Annotated in this window: 27 protein-coding genes; 14 read left to right on the plus strand and 13 right to left on the minus strand. The window is 62.4% G+C overall.

What is annotated here, in order from left to right; translation table 11 throughout:
- Positions 1-9: 9 nt before the first annotated feature.
- The 3 genes from CR492_RS04735 to CR492_RS04745 are packed head-to-tail and all read right to left on the minus strand — an operon-like array spanning position 10 to position 3,938.
- Positions 10-786, minus strand: a complete 777-nt coding sequence (locus CR492_RS04735; protein WP_102842601.1) for a head maturation protease, ClpP-related — start codon at positions 784-786, stop codon at positions 10-12.
- The gene (locus CR492_RS04740; protein ID WP_102842602.1) at positions 783-2,183 is read right to left on the minus strand and encodes a phage portal protein; all 1,401 of its coding nucleotides are present in this window, start codon (positions 2,181-2,183) and stop codon (positions 783-785) included. The genes CR492_RS04735 and CR492_RS04740 overlap by 4 nt, the downstream gene beginning before the upstream one ends.
- The gene (locus CR492_RS04745; RefSeq protein WP_180982423.1) at positions 2,184-3,938 is read right to left on the minus strand and encodes a terminase large subunit; all 1,755 of its coding nucleotides are present in this window, start codon (positions 3,936-3,938) and stop codon (positions 2,184-2,186) included.
- A 156-nt stretch (positions 3,939-4,094) separates the two neighbouring features.
- On the opposite strand from CR492_RS04745, the gene CR492_RS04750 reads away from it, so the two are divergent.
- On the plus strand, positions 4,095-5,096 hold the full coding sequence (locus tag CR492_RS04750; RefSeq protein WP_102842604.1) for a DUF2806 domain-containing protein: 1,002 nt from the start codon (positions 4,095-4,097) through the stop codon (positions 5,094-5,096).
- 23 nt (positions 5,097-5,119) lie between these two features.
- On the opposite strand, the gene CR492_RS21060 is transcribed toward CR492_RS04750, so the two are convergent.
- Positions 5,120-5,524, minus strand: a complete 405-nt coding sequence (locus tag CR492_RS21060; protein ID WP_245411967.1) for a P27 family phage terminase small subunit — start codon at positions 5,522-5,524, stop codon at positions 5,120-5,122.
- Here CR492_RS21060 and CR492_RS21065 point away from each other — a divergent pair.
- Positions 5,495-5,773 (plus strand): hypothetical protein, encoded by a 279-nt coding sequence (locus CR492_RS21065; protein WP_245411968.1) that lies wholly within the window; start codon positions 5,495-5,497, stop codon positions 5,771-5,773. The two genes, CR492_RS21060 and CR492_RS21065, sit on opposite strands and share 30 nt — an antisense overlap.
- 30 nt (positions 5,774-5,803) lie before the next feature.
- On the opposite strand, the gene CR492_RS21420 is transcribed toward CR492_RS21065, so the two are convergent.
- The 9 genes from CR492_RS21420 to CR492_RS04795 all read right to left on the minus strand — a co-directional run bounded on the left by CR492_RS21420 (position 5,804) and on the right by CR492_RS04795 (position 11,244).
- Positions 5,804-6,157 (minus strand): HNH endonuclease, encoded by a 354-nt coding sequence (locus CR492_RS21420; protein ID WP_102842606.1) that lies wholly within the window; start codon positions 6,155-6,157, stop codon positions 5,804-5,806.
- A 71-nt stretch (positions 6,158-6,228) separates the two neighbouring features.
- On the minus strand, positions 6,229-6,816 hold the full coding sequence (gene nusG, locus CR492_RS04765) for a transcription termination/antitermination protein NusG (RefSeq protein ID WP_102842607.1): 588 nt from the start codon (positions 6,814-6,816) through the stop codon (positions 6,229-6,231).
- Between the two features lie 317 nt (positions 6,817-7,133).
- Entirely contained in the window at positions 7,134-8,741 is a 1,608-nt protein-coding gene (locus tag CR492_RS04770) for a primase-helicase family protein (RefSeq protein WP_102842608.1), read from the minus strand.
- A complete protein-coding gene (locus tag CR492_RS04775; RefSeq protein WP_102842609.1) occupies positions 8,738-9,148 on the minus strand; it encodes a hypothetical protein in 411 nt (136 codons plus the stop codon). The genes CR492_RS04770 and CR492_RS04775 overlap by 4 nt, the downstream gene beginning before the upstream one ends.
- A gap of 55 nt (positions 9,149-9,203) precedes the next feature.
- The gene (locus CR492_RS04780; RefSeq protein ID WP_102842610.1) at positions 9,204-9,542 is read right to left on the minus strand and encodes a hypothetical protein; all 339 of its coding nucleotides are present in this window, start codon (positions 9,540-9,542) and stop codon (positions 9,204-9,206) included.
- Positions 9,539-9,922: a hypothetical protein gene (locus CR492_RS04785; protein ID WP_102842611.1), complete on the minus strand. Its 384-nt coding sequence runs from the start codon at positions 9,920-9,922 to the stop codon at positions 9,539-9,541. The genes CR492_RS04780 and CR492_RS04785 overlap by 4 nt, the downstream gene beginning before the upstream one ends.
- Positions 9,919-10,746 carry a ParB N-terminal domain-containing protein gene (locus CR492_RS04790; RefSeq protein WP_102842612.1) on the minus strand — a complete coding sequence of 276 codons (828 nt, stop codon included), beginning with the start codon at positions 10,744-10,746 and terminating at the stop codon, positions 9,919-9,921. The genes CR492_RS04785 and CR492_RS04790 overlap by 4 nt, the downstream gene beginning before the upstream one ends.
- Positions 10,733-10,855, minus strand: a complete 123-nt coding sequence (locus CR492_RS21340; RefSeq protein ID WP_280951518.1) for a hypothetical protein — start codon at positions 10,853-10,855, stop codon at positions 10,733-10,735. The genes CR492_RS04790 and CR492_RS21340 overlap by 14 nt, the downstream gene beginning before the upstream one ends.
- A complete protein-coding gene (locus CR492_RS04795; RefSeq protein ID WP_146030169.1) occupies positions 10,852-11,244 on the minus strand; it encodes a hypothetical protein in 393 nt (130 codons plus the stop codon). The genes CR492_RS21340 and CR492_RS04795 overlap by 4 nt, the downstream gene beginning before the upstream one ends.
- Positions 11,245-11,290: 46 nt before the next feature.
- On the opposite strand from CR492_RS04795, the gene CR492_RS04800 reads away from it, so the two are divergent.
- The 12 genes from CR492_RS04800 (at position 11,291) to CR492_RS20700 (ending at position 19,117) form a co-directional block, all read left to right on the plus strand.
- Complete coding sequence (locus CR492_RS04800; protein WP_102842614.1) at positions 11,291-11,593, plus strand: hypothetical protein; 303 nt, start codon at positions 11,291-11,293, stop codon at positions 11,591-11,593.
- A 103-nt stretch (positions 11,594-11,696) separates the two neighbouring features.
- A complete protein-coding gene (locus CR492_RS04805) occupies positions 11,697-11,987 on the plus strand; it encodes a hypothetical protein (protein ID WP_102842615.1) in 291 nt (96 codons plus the stop codon).
- 459 nt (positions 11,988-12,446) lie between these two features.
- Complete coding sequence (locus CR492_RS04815) at positions 12,447-13,145, plus strand: LexA family transcriptional regulator (RefSeq protein WP_102842617.1); 699 nt, start codon at positions 12,447-12,449, stop codon at positions 13,143-13,145.
- Between the two features lie 661 nt (positions 13,146-13,806).
- Positions 13,807-14,328 carry a hypothetical protein gene (locus CR492_RS20410; protein WP_180982424.1) on the plus strand — a complete coding sequence of 174 codons (522 nt, stop codon included), beginning with the start codon at positions 13,807-13,809 and terminating at the stop codon, positions 14,326-14,328.
- Positions 14,325-14,549, plus strand: coding sequence for a hypothetical protein (locus tag CR492_RS04825; RefSeq protein ID WP_102842619.1), 225 nt, complete (start codon positions 14,325-14,327; stop codon positions 14,547-14,549). Before CR492_RS20410 ends, CR492_RS04825 begins: the two co-directional genes overlap by 4 nt.
- Positions 14,546-14,794, plus strand: a complete 249-nt coding sequence (locus tag CR492_RS04830; RefSeq protein WP_146030171.1) for a hypothetical protein — start codon at positions 14,546-14,548, stop codon at positions 14,792-14,794. The genes CR492_RS04825 and CR492_RS04830 overlap by 4 nt, the downstream gene beginning before the upstream one ends.
- Entirely contained in the window at positions 14,791-16,956 is a 2,166-nt protein-coding gene (locus tag CR492_RS04835; protein ID WP_102842621.1) for a ParB/RepB/Spo0J family partition protein, read from the plus strand. Before CR492_RS04830 ends, CR492_RS04835 begins: the two co-directional genes overlap by 4 nt.
- The gene (locus tag CR492_RS04840) at positions 16,956-17,177 is read left to right on the plus strand and encodes a hypothetical protein (RefSeq protein ID WP_102842622.1); all 222 of its coding nucleotides are present in this window, start codon (positions 16,956-16,958) and stop codon (positions 17,175-17,177) included. Before CR492_RS04835 ends, CR492_RS04840 begins: the two co-directional genes overlap by 1 nt.
- Before the next feature lie 12 nt (positions 17,178-17,189).
- Positions 17,190-17,672, plus strand: coding sequence for a single-stranded DNA-binding protein (gene ssb / locus CR492_RS04845; protein ID WP_102842623.1), 483 nt, complete (start codon positions 17,190-17,192; stop codon positions 17,670-17,672).
- A 206-nt stretch (positions 17,673-17,878) separates the two neighbouring features.
- Complete coding sequence (locus CR492_RS20695) at positions 17,879-18,094, plus strand: hypothetical protein (RefSeq protein ID WP_180982425.1); 216 nt, start codon at positions 17,879-17,881, stop codon at positions 18,092-18,094.
- Positions 18,091-18,675 carry a phospholipase D-like domain-containing protein gene (locus tag CR492_RS04855; RefSeq protein WP_180982426.1) on the plus strand — a complete coding sequence of 195 codons (585 nt, stop codon included), beginning with the start codon at positions 18,091-18,093 and terminating at the stop codon, positions 18,673-18,675. Before CR492_RS20695 ends, CR492_RS04855 begins: the two co-directional genes overlap by 4 nt.
- Before the next feature lie 13 nt (positions 18,676-18,688).
- Entirely contained in the window at positions 18,689-19,117 is a 429-nt protein-coding gene (locus tag CR492_RS20700; RefSeq protein WP_180982427.1) for a hypothetical protein, read from the plus strand.
- The last annotated feature ends 34 nt before the right edge of the window (positions 19,118-19,151 follow it).

Raw genomic sequence — 19,151 nt, forward strand, 5'->3', positions numbered from 1 at the left:
GGGTTAAAATCAGAGCGCCGCGTAAAGGCGCAGACGTTGCTCATGCCGCACGCGGGCGGCCTCAAGTTCGGCGAAGGCTTTTGCCTCATCGCTCGCGCGCTCGGCATAGGCTTTGGGCGCGTTGGCATAGGCGGAAAGATCAAAGGCGCGAGCCTGCGCCGCCGCCTTGGCGGGCTTCGGCATCAGCGAGGTCGCGAAGCCGCGCGCCACGGCGTCATTGGCCTCAAGCCAGGTCTCGTCATCCATCATCTTGGCGATGGTCAGATCGTCGAGGCCGGTTCGCGCCGAATAATCATTGCGGATCGAGGCCGTGACCTGATCGAGCAGCTGCGCCGTCGCGCGCATCTCGCGCGCATCGCCGATGGCGAGGCCCCAGGCGTTGTGAATCATCACGAAGGCGCCGGGCGCGATCTGGATTTCATCGCCCGCCAGCATCAGGAAAGACGCCGCCGAGGCCGCGAGGCCGTCGACATAGGCTGTTACTTGCGCCGGGTGTTGATCGAGCGCGGTCTTGATCGCCCGCGCCTCGAATACGTCGCCGCCGGGGCTGTTGATGCGAAGGTTGATGCGGCTTGCCTTGATCGCCGCGATGGCCTTGACCGCATCCGCGGCCTCGACGCCGCCATAGCCGATCGCGTCATAGACATAAATCGTCGCCGCGCCGTCGATATCCGGCGCGCCGGGTTGATCGCGGTCGCCGTCCTGATCCGGGTCGTAATCGACGACGCGCAGGCCGGCGCCGCGCCCGCGATTGGCGTTGAGAAGATTGAGCAGCGCGCGGGTCATGGGGTTCCTTTCGGCGCGGGCGCCGGTTTCGGTTCGGTCTCAGCGGACGGCGACGGCTTCGGCTCGGGCGCGTCGACGCTCGGATCGGCGTTGCCGCCGGCGTCAGGCTGTGTCGCGGTCGGGCTCGACGGCCATGTGATCAGCCGGTCGGCGTTCGGGTCTTTCGAGCGGCCGAGGTTCATTTTCTGGCGCACCTCATTCGCCGTCATCGAGCCAGGGCCTTGCGCGCCGCCCATGGCGATCTGAAAGGCTTCCATGCGGCTCTTGAGATCGCCGCGGACGAAGCCTTCGCGGTCGAATTCGGCGACCTTGGTCGACTGGCGAACGAGCTTGTAATTGACCTCATCCTCGATCGCCTTCAGATGCTGCCCAAGCGTGAAATCGACGAAGCTTTGCGTCAGCTCCTCGAGCCCTTTGCCGAAGCTGGTGGCCTTGTCGCTCATGTTGAGCATATGGTCCGGCACGCCCATGATGCGGCCGATGTCGGAGACGCCGATCTTGCGGGCGTCGATCAGCTGCGCGTCTGCCGCATTGATCGGCGAGACGGGCACATATTCGCCGCCATCATTCAGGATGGCCGGCCCGAGAAACCGGTTGCGGCCGCCGAAGCGCGCCATCCACGTCTGCCGGATTTCGTCGGCCTGATCCTTGCCGTGTTTGAATGACGCTGGATATTTGAGATAGCCGTCCGGCGACGAACCATTGTCGAAATAGGCTTTGGCGAAAGCGTCGGCGCTGATCGCGATGCCGACGCTCATCGCATAGGCTGTCAGCGGCGACATCGCCCGAAACAATTGCCAAACCGGCGAGCCAGGGATGTGCAGAACGTCGTCGCTATGCGCCAGCACATATTGTCCGCTGTCGCGCGTCAGCCCGTAGATCTGGACCGGCTCGCCGTCGATCGAATCGAGCCGGATCGCCGTGCGCAGCCAGGGGATATATTCGAGCGCGATCGGCGTTCCGTCGCGCTTGCGCTGAATCCAGACGATGCCATTGCCGTGGCGCAGCATGTCGGCGACGACGGAGCGCCAGAGCATCGTCGTGCTGTAGCGATCGTTCGGCCGCACCGAGATCAGCCGCGCCGCCGGAGAGGCGATATCGCGCTCGCGATGCCCGTCGTCAGGATTGACGCGGAAGGTGTTGAAATCCAGCATCGCGATCGAGCCGGCGATCAGCGAAATGCAGCGGTAAAACGCGCCATGCGCCATCGCCGATTCCGGCGAAATGCCGGGCTGTTGCTTGCCGAACAGAATGTCCCAGGCGTTCGGATCGCCGATCGGCACCGTCGCAGTCGCGGCCATCACCGGCGCCCGCATCGCCTCGAACTCGCGCGTGCTGAGCTGGCGCGGCGCGGCCAAAGCCGGGCGCTGTTTTTTCCGGGCGCCAAAACCAAACACTCAGTAGCATCCCTGTTTGATCGTTTCGTCGCCTTCGTCAGACAGGCGGCCAGCCAGCGCAATGATCGTCGCGACGATTCCGTCGATCTTTTCGCGCGACTTTTGCTTGTCGGGCGTGAAATTCATGTTGCGGTCGAAGCGGATCAGCGCATTGCCGATCATCCAGCGCAGCACCGGATGGCCGCCATGATCGAGCTGGCCGGCGAAGACGAGACGCTCGAATTCCTTCGAGGCCTCGCCCATGCTCTGCACGCCCTGGCGCACCTTCAAAAAACGTTCGCCGTCCGCGCCCTTGTTGACGAGATCCGTGTAGAGCTTGGTGGCGTTCCATGGATCGAAGCCGACGCGCTCGACGTCGAACAGCTCGAGCCCTTCCTCGATCGCCGCCTGCACATAGGACTGGTCGACATAGTCGCCCGGCGTCGGCTCGACGGCGCCGATCGTTGCCCAGCGGTCATAGGGCACGCGGTCGCGCTTTGAGCGGAGCTCGATGTTGACTTCCGGAACCCAGAAGCGCGCGAGGAGACGCCATTTTTCGCCCTCCTTTTCCGGCGGAAACAGCCAGACGAGCGCCGTGATGTCCTGCGTCGACGAGATGTCAAAGCCGGCATAGCAGCGCCGGCCCTTGAGCGCCTGGGCGCCCGTGCGCCAGGCTGTCTTCTCCGACGCGCAATCGTCCCATTTCTTGACCGGGATCCAGCGCGAAATCGCCTCGACCCATTGGTTGAGGTGATAGCGCCGGAAGTGGCTTTCCGCGCGCGGCGAGACCCTGGCGATCGCCGCCTCGCGCTTCAAAAAGTCCAGCGTCGGCGAGAGGCCGAGATTCGGATTGGCGGCGCGCCAGACCGCTTCATCGAGCCAGTCGTCATCCTCGCCGGCGGCGAACATGACGACGAGGCTCGAGGGATCATAGATGCCCTCGCCGCTGTCCTGCGCGTCTGGCGGCTCGATCGGCCCGGCGAGGATCTTGCGCGACTCGTCGAAGAGGCCGAAGCCGACTTGCGCCGATTTGAGGCCGGCCGTCGAGGCGAAGAGCTCGATCGGCTGCAGCCGCGCGCCCATGCCCTGGCGGATCGTGGTCGCGAGATCGAGCGTCGTCCATTCATGCATTTCGTCGCCGACAGAGACGGTCGGCGAGCGGCCATGCTTGCCCTCCGGCCGGCCCGAGAGGAGAGCAAAGGCGGCGCGCTTCTCGGCGATCCACAGGCTCTTGCCGAGCGCCCTGACGGCGCGCGCCAGCCGCTCGTCCTGCGCGACGATCGCCTTCATCTTGTCGAGGACGATCTTCGCCTGCTTTTCGTCGCGGGCGAAGACATAACCCTGGCCGCCGACGACGCCTTCGAGCGCAAAGAACAACAGCGCCAGCGCGGCGAGGAATTCGCTCTTGCCGTTCTTGCGGGGCACCCACAGGAGGAGCCGGCGGAACAGGCGCACATGGGCGACGCCGGTTTGCCCGGTCGCCGGATCGAGCACCTCGATCGGAACTTTCCAGCCGACGAGGAGACGGACGACGCACTCCTGCCAGAACGCGAGGTAAAAGGGCTGGCCGGCGAAGCGGTCTTCCGTAAGCCGGAAGATCGTCGGCCAGAGCGCCACAACGGCGTCGGCCTTGGCGGAATCGTACCAGGCGCCGGGGACGTTGGTGGCGCGCGACCAGGCGACGCGGACCCAGGACCAGCCGAGGGAGTCGGCGCGGGTGACGAAGGCTGGCTCGGGCTGCCGCATGCGTGCGGAAATGGCTGTGGAGATGTCCATGCGCCGACGAAAATAGTTAGGAGAGCGCATTGGCGTATGCCAAGCATCGAAAATGGCGCTTTCTATGCTCGCCTACGATGGCAAATCCACTTTGATGATCTGCGATGAAACTATCAGGATGTCCTTGGATCAGATTGCGACGGAGCAAATTGTGATATGATTGATGACTCCATATCTAATGGATCTCTACCTTTGGCGTTGCCCACCTTAGAGGAGAAAATATCAACTATTCTTGGGTTTCAATTTCATTTACCCTATCTTCCGCAAACGTTAAAGAATGCAGACAAGGCCGTCGCGCGACTGCTTCATGCTGGTAGTGAGTCTCTCAGCTCTCGCTTTGAGCGAGACACCGCCTTGCGCCGCGCAAAAACTAAATTTGATGAGAGATTATTGGAGGCGACCGGTGATTATGTCTCTACGGCAATTGTGTCCGGGCATCCAATCGTCGAGCGCGCCTTGGACTACACAATTCAAGAGAGTATTTTAAAGCAAAGCAATCGAGAAAGAATTACTCGGTTGGCCCTCGAACATGCCATGCAACAATCTACATCAACTGCAGGGGACGCTGAACAAGAAATTGATGACGACTGGCTTAACGCGTTCAGCAGCTTCGCCTCAACGAAAAGTAGCGAGGACATCCAGATTCTATGGTCGAAGATTCTCAGTGGTAAAATACGAGGGGCGAATAAATTTAGCGTCAAATCACTTAACCTTCTCGCATCTATTGACAGAGACGACGCACGGACAATCCATAAGGTCATATCATCGACAATCGCTGGAATGTTTATTTTTAAAAGGCCAGATCTAACAGATCTAAGAGAATTTATTACTTGTGATCATCTTGGCGTATTGTCGGGGTCAACGAGCAGCTTAGAATTTAACGCAGATTTATCACAGGGCATTGGTAATTTATTGACGTTGAGTAAATCCACTCTAAGGATCACGAGCTCAATCTCTACAATTGTCCCGATTCCATGCTTTTTTCTGACCCGCTTTGGACGGGAGCTATATTCATTTTCTGATGACCTCGAGTGCGATCAAATATACGAGCATAGTTTAATAGCATTTCTGAAGGCGCGCGGACTCCATGTCCAACGCGTGATGAGATCAAAAATATCTGCGCAACATGCTAATTCTATCCAATGGGAACAACTCTAAATTTTCAGATCCGCGCGCCGACTTTATTGAATGCGATTGGGGGGAAGCGAATCAAATTGATTAACGATCCCAACTACGTCGCATACCGCAGGTTGAGTCGCCGAGGCGCCGGGCGTCTCGCCAGCCGGACGCGGCGGTGGCCCGAAGAGCCCGCCAACGGGCAAATTTACCGAGGCTTGACGCCCGGTTAGAGAGAGATAATCGAGCGCGGTCAGACCGAAGCGCTTGGCCATTTCAAGGATGATCTTTTGCGCGTTATCGCGGCGATCAACGCTCGGATTGAGGCGCGGCATGAGATCGCCGGAGACGGTGCGGACATTGCGGCTATAGCCGTTGTCGAGGATATCCTGCTGGGCGGCTGTGAACTCTGCGCAGTAGACACAGAAGATCGCGAAGGTGTGGCGATCCAGCACGTCAAAGAAATTCAACTTCGCGAGGCGCGGGGTGTACTCGCGCCAAACCGCGAGCGCGTCGGCGCAGCGCGGGTCGACGAGGAGCGCGGGCGGCGCGAGGCGATCGCCCGACTCGGCGGGCGCGGCCGCGAGCAGCGCCGCCAGGCGCTCGGCCTGTTCGATCTGGCGCTGCGTCTTGGATTTCCGCTTTCCGGGGAAACCCTGCGCTTTCTGATCGTCCGCGTTGGCTGGCCGGCGTCCCATGGGGCAAAAAAAACTTTCTGAGAATATCGCGGGATTTTTCGGAATATTGAGTCACCGGTCCCAGGCGTCGTCGCCCCAGGGTTTTAGTACCCCCCGCCTCTCGGCGGATTGTTTGTCGCGGTCATGGCACGGCGCGCATAGCGACTGCCAATTCGCCTCATCCCAAAACAGCTGCAAATCGCCACGATGCGGGCGAACGTGGTCTACAACCTCAGCGGCTTCGATCTTGCCTTTAGCCTCGCACATCACACAAAGCGGATGAGCCGCGAGATAGGCGAGCCGCGCGGCGCGCCACCTTGCGCCGTACAGGCGTTGAGCAGCCGATCCTCTGCGCTGATCAGCATCGCGTCGCTGCTCATACCGGCTGGGCTGCTGGGCTGGTCGATAGGTTAAAGGACGCTTCATTCGGGCATGAAAAAGCCCGGATGCTGGATGCTCCGGGCTGTGCTGCGGGCAATAGAAACCCTTCGCGGCGATCAGCTTGCCCTACGGCTCCCCGTCGCCTGGATCGGCAGATGTCCTAAAGACACGTTAGCTACCGGTTGTCCTATTGCGGAAGATGGTCCGAGACTGATCAATCCGTCAAGCCTCATTTTCACAATCGTCGGCCGATTGAGGAGATCGACTAGTATATCGGCCCGCTTGTTGCCGTGCACCGCTTCGCAGATGCCTTCAAATCCAGCAAACGGACCGCCTTCAATCCGTACGCGCGCGCCAGCCTCAACTAGCGCAGGGGCGCGTTCGTTATACGCGCCTTCGCTCACCGCAGCTCGCAAATCATCGATAAGTGATTCGCTGATTGCCAAAGGCTTGCCTTCGTTCGCCAGCACCGCCTCAACACCGTCGGCATTGCGAAAATCGAACCAAGTGCAGATTGGCCGCATGCCGACGAACAGATAGCGGGGAAACAGCTTCCCACGCCGCTCAATGTATTTCCCCTGGCACCGCACGCGCCTAGCTACTTCCGGCAAAAACGTCTCAAACCCGACCCGCTGCAAGGCCGCAGCCGCTCGCTGCTCGCACTTCGGATTGGTGTAGGCCACATACCAGATCGTCGCACTCATCCGTCATTCCCCACAACCCGCCGCTGTCCGACCTGTCCGACCTTTTTTAATCAAATAAAAAGGTCGGACACGCTAATTCGCCTGCAATATCAATGCGCCGTCCGACCTGTCCGACCTGTCCGACCTTTTTTCGCCATCCGGCGCATGCCATTTTCAAAGAGCGAGAGCCCTTCGCTGATTTTGGCTATTCCGACTCCTCACGCGCGCGAAAAGGTCGGACAGGTCGGACAGGTCGGACGCAGCCTTGAAATCATTGGGCAATTCGCTTCGCCAATTTTTGTCCTTCATCCAAAAGGTCGGACAGGTCGGACAATTTCCTAAAACTCATCAGGCGGAACGGGTTCTTCGGACGCCGCGCCTTCATCGGCGACGCCATACAGCGACCAGTCGATCGGCTGTTTCACCGCATCGACAAAGGCCGTGCGGCAATCGGCGAGCGGCGGGAACAGCCAACAGGGGACGCGGCGCACGCCGGACGTTCCATCGCCGAGATCGATCGTTTCCGACGCCTTGCGATTGCCGAGGCCAGGCACGAGCTTTCGCAGCAACATGCCGAGGCTGGTCTTTTCCGATTTGCGCCGGACGCCGATCTTTTCGGCATGATGGACGTAATCGTCGAACAGCACGTCGACCGGAACCTGCCGGCGCCACGCGCTCCCGCGCCGCGTCGGCGCGCCATCGCACAGCCGCTCGAACCACCAGGCCGAGACGGTATCGAGCGAGCGCAGCTTTTGCTCGAGAAGCGCCTCGGTTTTCGGAATGACGCGCAGACTGGGTGCGTCCGGCGCATCGAGATCGGTCGCGAGCAAATCGGCGAGCAGCGCCTCGCGGCCGCCGGCGTCCATCTCCGCGTCCATTTCGGCGAAATACTGCCCGTTCTGGGCAACATGCGCGGCGACGTCGATGACGCAAAAGCGCCGTTCGTCCATGCCGGCCGGAACAACCCAACCCTCATTCGAGGAAAACAGCAGCCGCACGTAATTATCGAGGCGGATCGGATCGACGCCCTTGGCTTCGATCATCTGTTTCGGCGCGGTCACAAGCCCCTTGAGCCGGCCTTCGGCCGCTTTGTCGCCAGCCCAAAATCCCTCATCAACCTGCAGCAGCAGGCAGCTCGCCATATGGGCGTTGAACTGGCCGGTCACATAGCGTGGATCGTCGACGAGGAAATAATGCGAGGCGAACAGCGAGCCCATGATCTCGCCGATCTTGGTCTTGCCCGTGCCCATCTTGCCGCGCATGGCGATCGCGGTGCCGATGCGCTCGCGCGGCCGCTGCAAAATATGCGCGAACCAGTTCCACACCCAGCGGAACAGCTCGGGATTGCCGTCGCAGATGTTCGTGGCAAGATGGTCGTAAAAGGTCCTGTATTTGAGCCGGCGCCCTTCCGCCGGCGACGGGTCCGGCGTCACCGAATATCCCCGCCAGAGGTTGAAATAGCCTCGCGTGCCGGCCGCATCATCCTTGTCGGGAAAAAATTCGATCCCGTCATAGGTCCGGCGGCGTCTGGAATTGAGCCAGAGCGGCGCCAGCTTGAGGTGCCGCGTGACCGTTTTCCAGCTGCCGTCCGGCTGGCGCTCGCGGCCCTTGATGACGCAGGTCTGATTGGACAGATAGGCGCGGAAGGCGTCGATCGAAACGACACGCGTGCGATCCTCGACCGGGGCGTGCGGCATTTCCCGCATGATCACGGCCCGCGAGCCCATAAGCACCAGTGCCCATTCGCTGTTCATACCGCCGACAATCCCGTCGACGCCGTCGTCGTCGTCAAAACCATCTCCGTCCGGCGGCGGATCACCGGGCGGCGGCGCGCCGCTTCCGCCGCCATCTTCCGGCGAGCGAGAGGCCTTCGCTGGAAATGCGAGGATCTCGGCGCCAGCGGCGAAAGTCTCGCCGTCAAGGGGCGGCGCCTCTTCCGAGCTCACGCAACCTCTTTCTGGCGCGCGCGCCACATATCGTTGAAATCAAATCCCGGCGCGGCCATGTGCAGTCCGATCGTCAGCCAGGGATAGGCGCGCGAAAAGCGCTTGCCCGCGCGCTCCAGCGCGAGGCGCGTAAAAAGCGGTTCGCTGTCGCCATCGCCGAGGAGCACCAGTTCGTGGACAGCGGCCGGCACCGGAATGATCGCGAAATCGCCGTCGCCCGCCGGCTCATTGTCCGGCACAAAAACCGCCCGCTCGACGCCATTCTTGTCGGGCCGCTTCAGCGTCGGATGTTTTACCCGCCCGAGCGCCTTGCCTGCGAGATTGCCGAGCGAGACGGCCGCCCGGAATTCTGCGCCCTCAAGCAGCGGCGAATCGGCCGCCCTGAGCGCGCAAAAGACCGAAAGCACGGTCTCGACGCCTTCGCCCAGGAACAGTCGACCGGATTAGGCTGCCATTGCGCGCTCATGCTGGCGCGTCTCCGATCATCTCGGCCAGCGTGTCGGCCACGGCGTCAATCGCCGCGCCGGCGACGGAAGACGCCGCGCCGGCATGATCGCGCGTCATCGCCGCGCGCAGCTCCTCAAGGCTCGCGCCGTGCTGGAGCGCGAAGCTGGCGAGGATCAGGCTATCGCGCGCAATTCCCTCCACGGCCGCGCCGACCTTGCGGTCCAAAGTCAGGAAAATCTCGGCGACGCGCATGGTTTTCGGATAGACCGCGAAGGTCACCGAATAGAGCATCTGGCCGTAGAACAGGTCGAAGCTGATCGAGGTCCGGCGGTTGGGCAGCGTCTCGCGCGTCACTCCGCGGCCTCCGCCAGCAAGGGCAACGGGTCAAGCGTAAAGACATGCGTTGGATGGCTGCTGACGCGCAGGCCGAGCGGCGCGATTTGCTGGCGCAGATAAAACACCACAGTGTCGATAACCTTGCCCGCATTGTCCGGACCGCCGCCCGGATCCTCGCCCCACAGCGCCTCGATCAGATCGTCCTTCGTCAGCGCGCCGGCGCAGGCGAGCGCCGCGAGGATCGTGAAACCTTGCGGCCGGGGCCGCACCAGACCGCCATAGCGCGAGACGACGCCGAGGCGCGTCGACAACAGCACGTCGCCGAGCGGGCGACGCCGCGAGAGCGCGACAAGCTGGTCATGACCGAATGTGCCAAGAATGAACGTCGGGCGCGTCACGCGGCGACCGTCCGTTTGAAAAAGGCGTCGAGGTGCGTGACGAGAGTCGCCTCGAGCAAATCCGTCGTCCTGACCACTTTCCGGCGCGCGGCCTCAGCCTTGGCTTTCTCCAGCGCATCGAGCAAATTGATCGCCTCAAAAGCCGTGTAGAGCCGCGCGTCCCGCCGCCACTCCTTGCGATTGTCGAGAACATTCGCGGTCGCGACAATGATTTGGGCGAGCAGCGCGCTGCAATGAGTTCCTTCGGACGCGCGCACGGCCCGCAGATAGATCACGGTGCGTTCATGGCCGCATTTGGCGACGCATTGGCTGATCGTGCCGCAGGCCATTGTGTCGCCCGGCTTGAGTTGAATAGCCGTCTTCGCGCTGCGCACAATCACGACGCCAGCCTCGCGCGCCGCGCGGTCGGTCGCAACCGCATCAGGATGCCCCGCCGCCAGCGAGGCATGGTAGAGCTGTTGCCGGTTCATCTTGACGGTCTGACCGTTGATTGCCGAAAACGCCTTGGCTTGCTGCTGCGCGTCGGCCTGGATGATGAGACAGGGAACCTCGCCAATCCCGATCGAAGCAGCGCCCGTCGCTCGATGCTGCCCGTCAACGATCGCATAAACGCCGCCGGCGATCGGCGAGACAACTACCGGCGCAAATTTGAGCCAGGAAAATTCGCGGGCGATTTTTTGAATGAGGAACCGCCCCCTTCCGCCGATCAGGCGCTGGTAGGCGTCGTCGACGACGAGGCTGGCGATGGGCAGCCAGCGCAGCTCGGGAACCGGCCCCAGCGACGCCGGCGGCGCGATGTCTTTGATTGGCTCAATCGCACGCATTCTCTGCCTCCTCGATCCGCCACGGAGCCACAACCTCAAGCGCCGTCACCATCCAGAAAACGCCCCACACCAGGAGCGCGCCAATCAGCTCGCGCATCGTCCTCATCATCGCCTTGCTCCTTGCAGGATTTTTTGCGCCTCTTGGAGCGCAGCCCGCGCCTGATCGAGATCATCCTCAGCAGAAGTCGAACCGCCTCGATCAGCGATGGCGAGCTCATGGGAAAGCCTCAGATATTCCGCCCTGATGCATTTGATTTTGTGCTCATGGATTTTGTCGCGGATCAGCGACGAGAGGCTTTTGCGCCGTTGACGATCGATATTTTCGACGGTTCCGGGCGCGACGCCGATCGACTGCGCGACGCTGGCCCAGGCCTCCTCGCGGTTATCCGCCGACAGCTTCTCGATCTGGACGCGATCGCGCACCCATTTGAAAGCGTCGTCATCGGTGAAGGAAACGACCGACATCGGATAATTTATCCCGTCCCTGTGGATGATCATGTCTCACTTCCTGTGGTCTCTGGAGAGATCACGTAGGGAGCGAGGCATGGCCGCCACGCGAAAAAAAAGCATCGAACCAACTGAACCGCTCGGCGTTGGCGCGCTTGCGGCGACTCATCTGCTCAGCCGCATCGCGCGGCTGAGCCATCACGCGGAGGGCGAGTTGGCGCTCGCTCTCCAAAATCTCTCCCGCGCGATCCTCGGGTCGGGCGCGGGCCTAGAAACCCTCGCCTTCGTGGCGATCGATGCGCGGCTCCCGGTAACAGAGGAGGCAGCGCCGGCTCACAAAAATAAGTGCGAACACAACCAGAGCTATAGAGACTCGCAGCATGCGTGTTCTCTACACTGATAGAGCGCGAATTACCGCGCCAAGAGATGCTGCGAAGCACCCGGCGCGCGAAGCGACCATGGGCGCGCAACCCTCACGCGAAGCAATTGATTGGAGCCTACTAATGGGACTCGCCGTTGAGCTTGAAACCGCGCGCATGCGCGAGATGTGGGCCGAGATCGCCGCGGTCAAAGTTTTGGCGGAGGTCGCGCTCTCGGGCGTCTTCGCCATGACGCCGCGCGATGTGTTGCCGGACCTCGTTTCACAGATTCGTGCCGCGGCCGCGGGGACAGGCCATCTTCGCGCACCGAGCGATTTCGCCGCGGAGGAGATGGCCGACGTCACCGTGCTGGCCATCGAAAAAATCGAGACGTCGATCGACGTCGCGCTGGGGCTGGCGGGCGCGGCGCGCTGAAAGAAAAAGAGGCCGGCCGATCGCGCATGCGCCTGATCGTCACCGGCCTCAGGTGTGCGCCGGGAAGGAAGCGGCGCGAAGCGAGGTAAAGGGAAGGCGCTCATGCCGCGTCTCCAGCGGCATCGCGTGTGTCGGCGGAGATCGATGTCCGCGGCTCGAAGAAATCCGCAGGAATTAAATCAATCCCGGCTTCACGCGATTTATGAAGGAGCTCCTGCTGACGGTTCGCCGGCACGAGCCCATTAGTCCCCCCGCGCGAGGAGGGATAAGTCCATTTGTAAACGGAGGTTACGTCGAGGCCCAATAAGCCGGCTACGGCCCGGTGGCCTCCGCATTTTGCGATGACGTGGTCGGCGATCGTTCCCATGCCAATATAATTGCGTAAACCGCAATCAATCGTCAAGCCATAACTTGCGATTTTCGCGATATGAAAATTTGCGCTGTTCGCAATAATGAGGGATGGATTTGGTCGATTGGATCGAAGAGTCGCTAAAGCGTACCGGCAAGACGAGGGCCGGATTAGCCGGCGTTTTTGGCGTACATCCGTCTCAAATTACGCGGTTGCTAAAGGCCGGTCGTCGCCTCAAGGTCGATGAATTGAAAAAGATCGCCGATTATCTTGGCGAGCCGATCCCCGATTTCTGGAAAAATGAGCGGCCATTAGAGGCGCTCCCGGCAGAGCCCCGCTTCGCTGAACCGCCGTCGCCTCCCCTGACGCAAGAACCGCCTCCCGCGGTTGCGGCCCACAACGATGGCGAGATCATTGTCTACGACGGCGCTACGGCCGCCGGGAAAGACTATTCCTACGCCCTGGAGCGGGAAGCAGGCCGCGTTCCGCGCCCTCAAGGGCTAATGGGGCGCGCCGGCGTCTACGCCGTCAGGATTACCGACGATTCGATGGCTCCAGCCCATGCAAAAGACGATCTTGTTTTTATCGACGCGCGGGCGGAGGTTCGAGCCGGGGACGAGGTAACTGTCGAACTCTACCCGGATCCTCGCGAGATCGGCGCGCGCCGTTATTTCCGCCGCCTTGTGGATCGCGACCAGAAGCGCTATCTCTGCCGTCGTCTCCACCCTGCGGGCGATCAATCTTTTGCTGTCGAGGACGTCAAGGTCATCCAGCGAGTCATCCCCGCCCGCGAAGTGAACGGGCATTGACCTTTTTCCTATCTTAAGGGGTCAAATGAGGATCAGATTCGCGATCTAATTTAAGGGGCCAAATCGCCCCCGCTCTCCAGGTGATAGTGGGGTTGTGGATAGAGGAACTTTCCACGTTAAGTTGCGTTGCCATCTTATGATTATTGACGCGAAGAGAGGCGCAACGGCGCCGTCCCTATTCAGGATGCCTGGATCGAAGACCGTCTCGAGGCGGATATGAGGCCCCGCGGCCGCAAGCGCGGCCCCGGCGAGTTAAACGAACTCAGCCATTTGACGGGATACGAAATAGCGTGGTTGGACGATAAAGTCGTGCTGCGCTTGATATTCGCAACTTCCCCAAACCGCATCGAGACGCCCGACGGCTCTGTTCAGCTCGGAATATCACCCGATCAGGCTGTAGCGCTTGCGCTGGCCTTAAATCGAGCGGCCGAAGGGTTTTCTCCGGCTCCGCCGGGCACACAGCCGAACTAGCTTTCGTTTCTGCGCGCACCATCGCCGCTCCACCTGTATTGCGAATTATGCAATTTATGTTTGACATGAAATTGCGTTTAACGCAATTATCGCTTCATCGCATCCCCGATGGAGCACGCCGATGGCGCTTGAAATCCCTTCACCCGGCCGCCACGCGGCGGCCCTAGACGATGAACTCGCGATCGGCGCCATGCGCCGGGCGCTGCAGCCCCTTTCCCCGCAGCAGCTCGACCATCCGCCGGCGCGGCATTGCGCCTATCTCCGCGCAACTATCTCCTCCCGGAATATTTCGCGCTTCGATGCGGCGGCGCGAGAAATAGAGATCATCCGCCGCAAGGCGATGGCGATCCCGCTCGCGGATCGGCCGTCAGTTTCCGCCGCGGGAAAAATCCCGATGGTCAGCGATCATGGTGCGAATGTTGAATTTGGCCGCGCGAACGGACGCGTCGGTCTCCAGCGGCCGGGCGGCGTCGCCGCTGCGGTACTGATCAAGGGCTTCGAAGGCGCAACGCTCGATCCAGTCGAGAAGAGGCTCATTAATCAATTCGCCGCGCAATATCGCGGTCGTCAAATGGGCGTGGACGTCCTGATAGAAGGTCATGATGAGAAACATGACCATTCTCTGGTCGGGCTCGATGCTCATTCCATCGATCTCCTCTCTCACACCAAGGAAGCCGCGCGTCTCGACCATATTAAGGGAGACGCGGCATGAAGTCCTACGAGACGATGTATCGCGAGGCGCTCGGGCACAATGGCGAGCTGCTGCGCCAGCTCGCCGGCGCCAACGTCCGCATCCGCGAGCTTGAGGCCGCCGCCGGCAAGCGCCTCAACGACTATTGCCGCCTCGAGCAATTCACGCTCGATTTGCAGGCCAGCGCCGCGCAATTGCGCAAGCAACTCGCCGATCCAACCACACGCGAGGCCGCGGAATGACACGAGGATCCTATGCCCTCGGGCGGCGCTTGCGGCCCGTCGTGACCGAGGCCGACTGCAACGAGCTCATCGACATGATGAGCCTCTCGCTTTACGAGGCGCCGCCGCACGGAAAAGGCACAGCTCTAAAAGCGCTCGTCAATTTCAGCCGGGCGAAAATCGCCGTTCTCAACGGCGCGCAGCGCACGGCCCGCAAATGGATCGAACGCGGCGTCGCCGAACTTTTTGACGGAGCGGCGGCATGACGACGTCCCTCGCGCTTGAAGCGCGCGCCATCCGCCTCGACCAGATCGCCGGCGTCAGCGATCTCAATCCCCGCCTCGCCGACGAAAACGAGATCGCCGAACTTGCCGCCTCGATCTTCGCGGTCGGCCAGCTGCAGGATCTGATGGTCGAGCCGGCCGAGCTCAAAGGCCATTATCTGATCCTCGACGGGCAGCGGCGCTGGCGCGCCATGCATCATCTGGTCGAGAGCGGATCATGGCCGCCGGACGCGCCCATCAATGTCACTGTGGTCGATTACGGCGACGAGGCGCTGCGGCGCGAGAAGGCGCTCGCCGCCAACACGATGCGGCGGGCGCTGCATCCGGTCGACGAATATGAAGCCTTCGCCGAACTCGCCGCCGCCGGCGTTGTGGAAGAACGGATCGCCCGGGATTTCGGACTCGATGTCCGCCGCGTTCGCCAGCGCCTCGCCCTGGGACGCCTCAGCCCGAAAATACGCGCCGCGTGGCGCGAGGGAATTATCGACGCCACCATCGCCCAGGCCTATACCGCCGGCGCGACGCATGAGGCGCAGGACGCCGTCTTCGACGCCATGGGCACCGCGCCGTCCGTCTATGCGATCAAATCAAGTCTTCGCGCCGATACGCTGCGCGAGGACGCCGCGGAGACGACATATATCGGCGCCGACGCCTATCTCGCCGCTGGCGGCCGAATCGAGGAGCAGCTGTTCGACGACGGCGCGACCTGGCTCGACGGCGGCCTCGCGAAGCGTCTCGCGCGCGAAAAGCTCATGGCCGAGGCGGAGGCGATCGCCGCCGCGGAAGGCTGGGGCTTTGTCGTCTTTCAACCGGAACCCAACGCCGGCGAATACATAGTCTCGGACTATGAACTCGAATATTCGCCCGAGGAGCAAAAGCGCGTCGACGAGCTGGAGGAATGCGACGCAGCGACCACGGAGGAAATCGAAGCCGGCGAAGCGGAGAAAGAAGCGATCGACCTCCGGGCGCTGCTGCGCCAAATCCCGGCGGCGAAGCGCGGCTCGCTCGGCATAGTCGCCGACCTTTCTCACTACGGCGAACCTGTTTTCTATCGCGGCTGGAAGCAACAGCCGCCCGAAGACGCCGCGGTCGAAGACAATCATCATTCCGATTCCGCGCGCGCGGCGACGCGCGCGGAGAAAGGCGCGGCGGCCGCATCCTCCCCGGCCGCCGCGCCGCCCAAAAAGACGCCGAAGGCGCTGCGCGAAGTGCTCGACGCGTCGCTCGACGGCGCCTTCGCCGCCTGTATCGGGACGCGGCCCGATCTCGCCTTGATGCTGGCCGTCGCCAAATTCGGGCCGACCTATGAGGGCGGCGCAAGCGGCTGTATCCAACTCTCCGGCGGCCTGTCGGCCTATGCCGACGATCACGTCAGCGAGCTGCTCGGCAAGCTTACGGGCAAGGCGTTCGACAGGGCGTTGGCGCTCTGCGCCGACGCTCCGCTCGCCGATCTGACTGCGGCCTTTTGCGAGATCGTCGCGCGCTCGATCTCCGTCGCCAATCGGCCGCATGAGGATATGCCGATCGGCAAATGCGAGCCGATCGCCAAGGCGCTGGCCGCACGCGGCGCGCCGCTCGCCGAGCGCCTCAACGAGGCGCTCGATCGCGAGGCCTATTTCGCGGCCAGCAAGAAGACCTGCGTCGCCGTCGCGGAGCAACTCGAAACGCCGGCGATTAACAGCGTCGGCAAGAAGGCGCTCATCGCCAGCGCTGTGGCGGCCGACGCCGCCAAAAAGAAATGGCTGCCCGCGCCCTTGTCGGACTGGGCCGCGTTGACGGCGACCTCGCCCGAAGCGCCGCGCGCGGAGCCGCAGGACAAGCCGCTCGCGCAGGCAATGCTGGAGGCAATCGACGCCGACGAGCAGGCCCGGCGCGACAAGATCACGCGCGTCTGCGATTTTCAGGCGGGCGCGCCGCTCTTCGGCAAATTCATGATCGAACGGGTCGAGGTCAAGGACGGCGCCGAATGCAAGGCCTCCGATTTGCGCGCGGCCTTTCTCGCCACAGCCTCGCCTACGGCTACAGCCAGGCCTCTCAGTGCGCCCGAGATCGGCGCAATGCTCAAAAAATTGGGCGTCGCCTCGAAGCGCAAGAAGGACGGCGTCTTTTATCTCGGCCTCGCTCTCAAAGACGAGGCCGCCTGATGTCGGACAATTTGCAATCCCTCCGCAAGCGGCTCGCCCAGGTCAAATGGCGGCTCGGCCAATACGACCAGATGATCCGCGACGCGCATCTGTGGGGCGACTATGTCGAGATCGCCCACACGGAGCGCGCCCCGCTCATCATCGAGCGCGATCAGCTGGCCGCGCAAATCGAGCAGATCGAAGCCTTTGAATTTGCGCGCCGGCCGCGCGTGTTGTGCTGACGGGAGAACCACATGGCAGGAGTCAACAAGGTCATTCTCGTCGGCCATCTCGGCCGCGATCCCGAGGTCCGCACGCTCAATTCCGGCGGTCAGGTGGTGAGCTTTTCCATGGCGACATCGGAGAGCTGGCGCGACAAGGACACTGGCGACCGCAAGGACCGCACACAATGGCACAATGTCGTAATTTTCAATGAGGGGCTCGGCAAGATCGCCGAGGCCTATCTGAAAAAAGGCTCGCAAGTCTACATTGAGGGAAGTCTGCTGACGCGCACCTACACGGACCGCGACGGCCAGGAGCGCAAGACCACGGAGATTGTCCTCGCGCGCTACCGCGGCGAACTCTCGCTGATCAGCGGCCAGCGTTCCGGGCCGGGCGAGGACAGCTACGGGACGCCGTCGACGCGGCCGGCGCAACAGCTCGACGATCCGCGCGAGGCGATGGCCGCCAAGCCGCAGCGCACGGCAGATTTCATCGACGACGACATTCCGTTTTGAGGGGAGCGGCAAATGCATAGATTCCTGCCGGCGCTTTGCGCCGCGCTCATGAGCTGCGCGTCCTTCGCGCGCCCGGACCTCGGCCAGCTGCAGCCGGACGATCAACGGACCTGCCTTGCATGGGAAGCCAACGCGCGCGAGGCGCACAGAGAGACGATCCTCCGCAATTGCATTCGAAAGTTTCAACACATCTATGAGGTGCGGCGATGAGCGACGAGGATTTGAAGCCGCTCGCGGAGGCCGCGGCTATAACTCGCATCACAGATCCAGCGACAAGAGCGGCGGAGACGATGCGGCTTTTGACGGATCTCGGCTTGACCCACGATTCGGCCAAGGCCATCGCTGGTATTTTCAGCCTGCTCGAAGTCCACTACCTCGCCCGGATCGCCGAGCTCGAACAGGCTTTGGAAAGAAGCGTATGACCCTGAAGAAGGCCGCCGTCCTCGCCGGCGTCTCAATCGCTGCGCTCGCCCTCGCCTTCGGCGGCGGCGCCTATGTCGGCCGACGCTTGCCGGCAGGGACCGTGCTTGCCGGCGGCGCCGGCGCGACGACGATCCATTTTGCTCCGGCCGAAAACCTCGAGCGCGTCGACGTCGAGCTGATCAGGCAGGCGACGACGGCGATCGACTTCGCGGCCTATGTGCTGACCGACGTCGCCGTAACGCGCGCGCTCACGGAACGCGCCGACCATGGCGTCGTCGTCCGCCTTTATCTTTACGAGGATCAGCTGCCGCGCGGCGGCGCGCCATTGGCCGCGCTCCAGGAGCTGCGCGCGACGCCGGGCGTCGAAACCCGGATCAAGAGCGCCGGCGCGCTCATGCATCTCAAAGGCTACCAGATCGACGGCCGCCTGTTGCGCACGGGCAGCGCCAATTTCTCGGCCTCCGGCCTCAAGCGCCAGGACAATGACCTCATCGTCATCGAAGCACGCGCGGCGGCCGACGCGTTCAAGCGCAATTTCGAGGCGATCTGGGCGCGCGCCCAAGCCGCCGCCGTAAATTGAGGAGCCTTGACCGATGTCGGCCGAGCGACTCACAATCGAAGACGTGATCAGCCGGCTCAAAATCAGCCGGCGAACTCTTGAATCATGGCTCGCCGAGGATCTGCGCCGCGCCACGGACGAGCGGCGCTTCCACTTTCACGTCCGGCATGGGAGGCGGCGTCTTTGGACCGAGACGAGCTATCTGGCGCTGGAGCATGCGATCGAGCGGGAAAGCGAGCCGGGCGGCGTGCTCGCGGGCTCGCAGTCAAAGAACGCGACGGCTACTGGCACGTCGAGGGGACCGTTCGCGCCGCAGGCCGTTCAATCCGCGTTCGTCGCAGTCTTGGACTTCCCGCTGAGGCCAGGCTCTACGACGTTGCGTGGGACGAGGTCCGCGCCGTCGAAAAAGACATCCGCGCCGAGGCGGCAGGCGAAGGCGGCCGAGGTGATCCGGTTGCCGTAGCTGGCCACGCCTATCTCAGTCTGCCGCGTCAGAG

Source organism: Methylocella silvestris, from assembly GCF_002891535.1.
Lineage (GTDB): Bacteria > Pseudomonadota > Alphaproteobacteria > Rhizobiales > Beijerinckiaceae > Methylocapsa > Methylocapsa silvestris_A.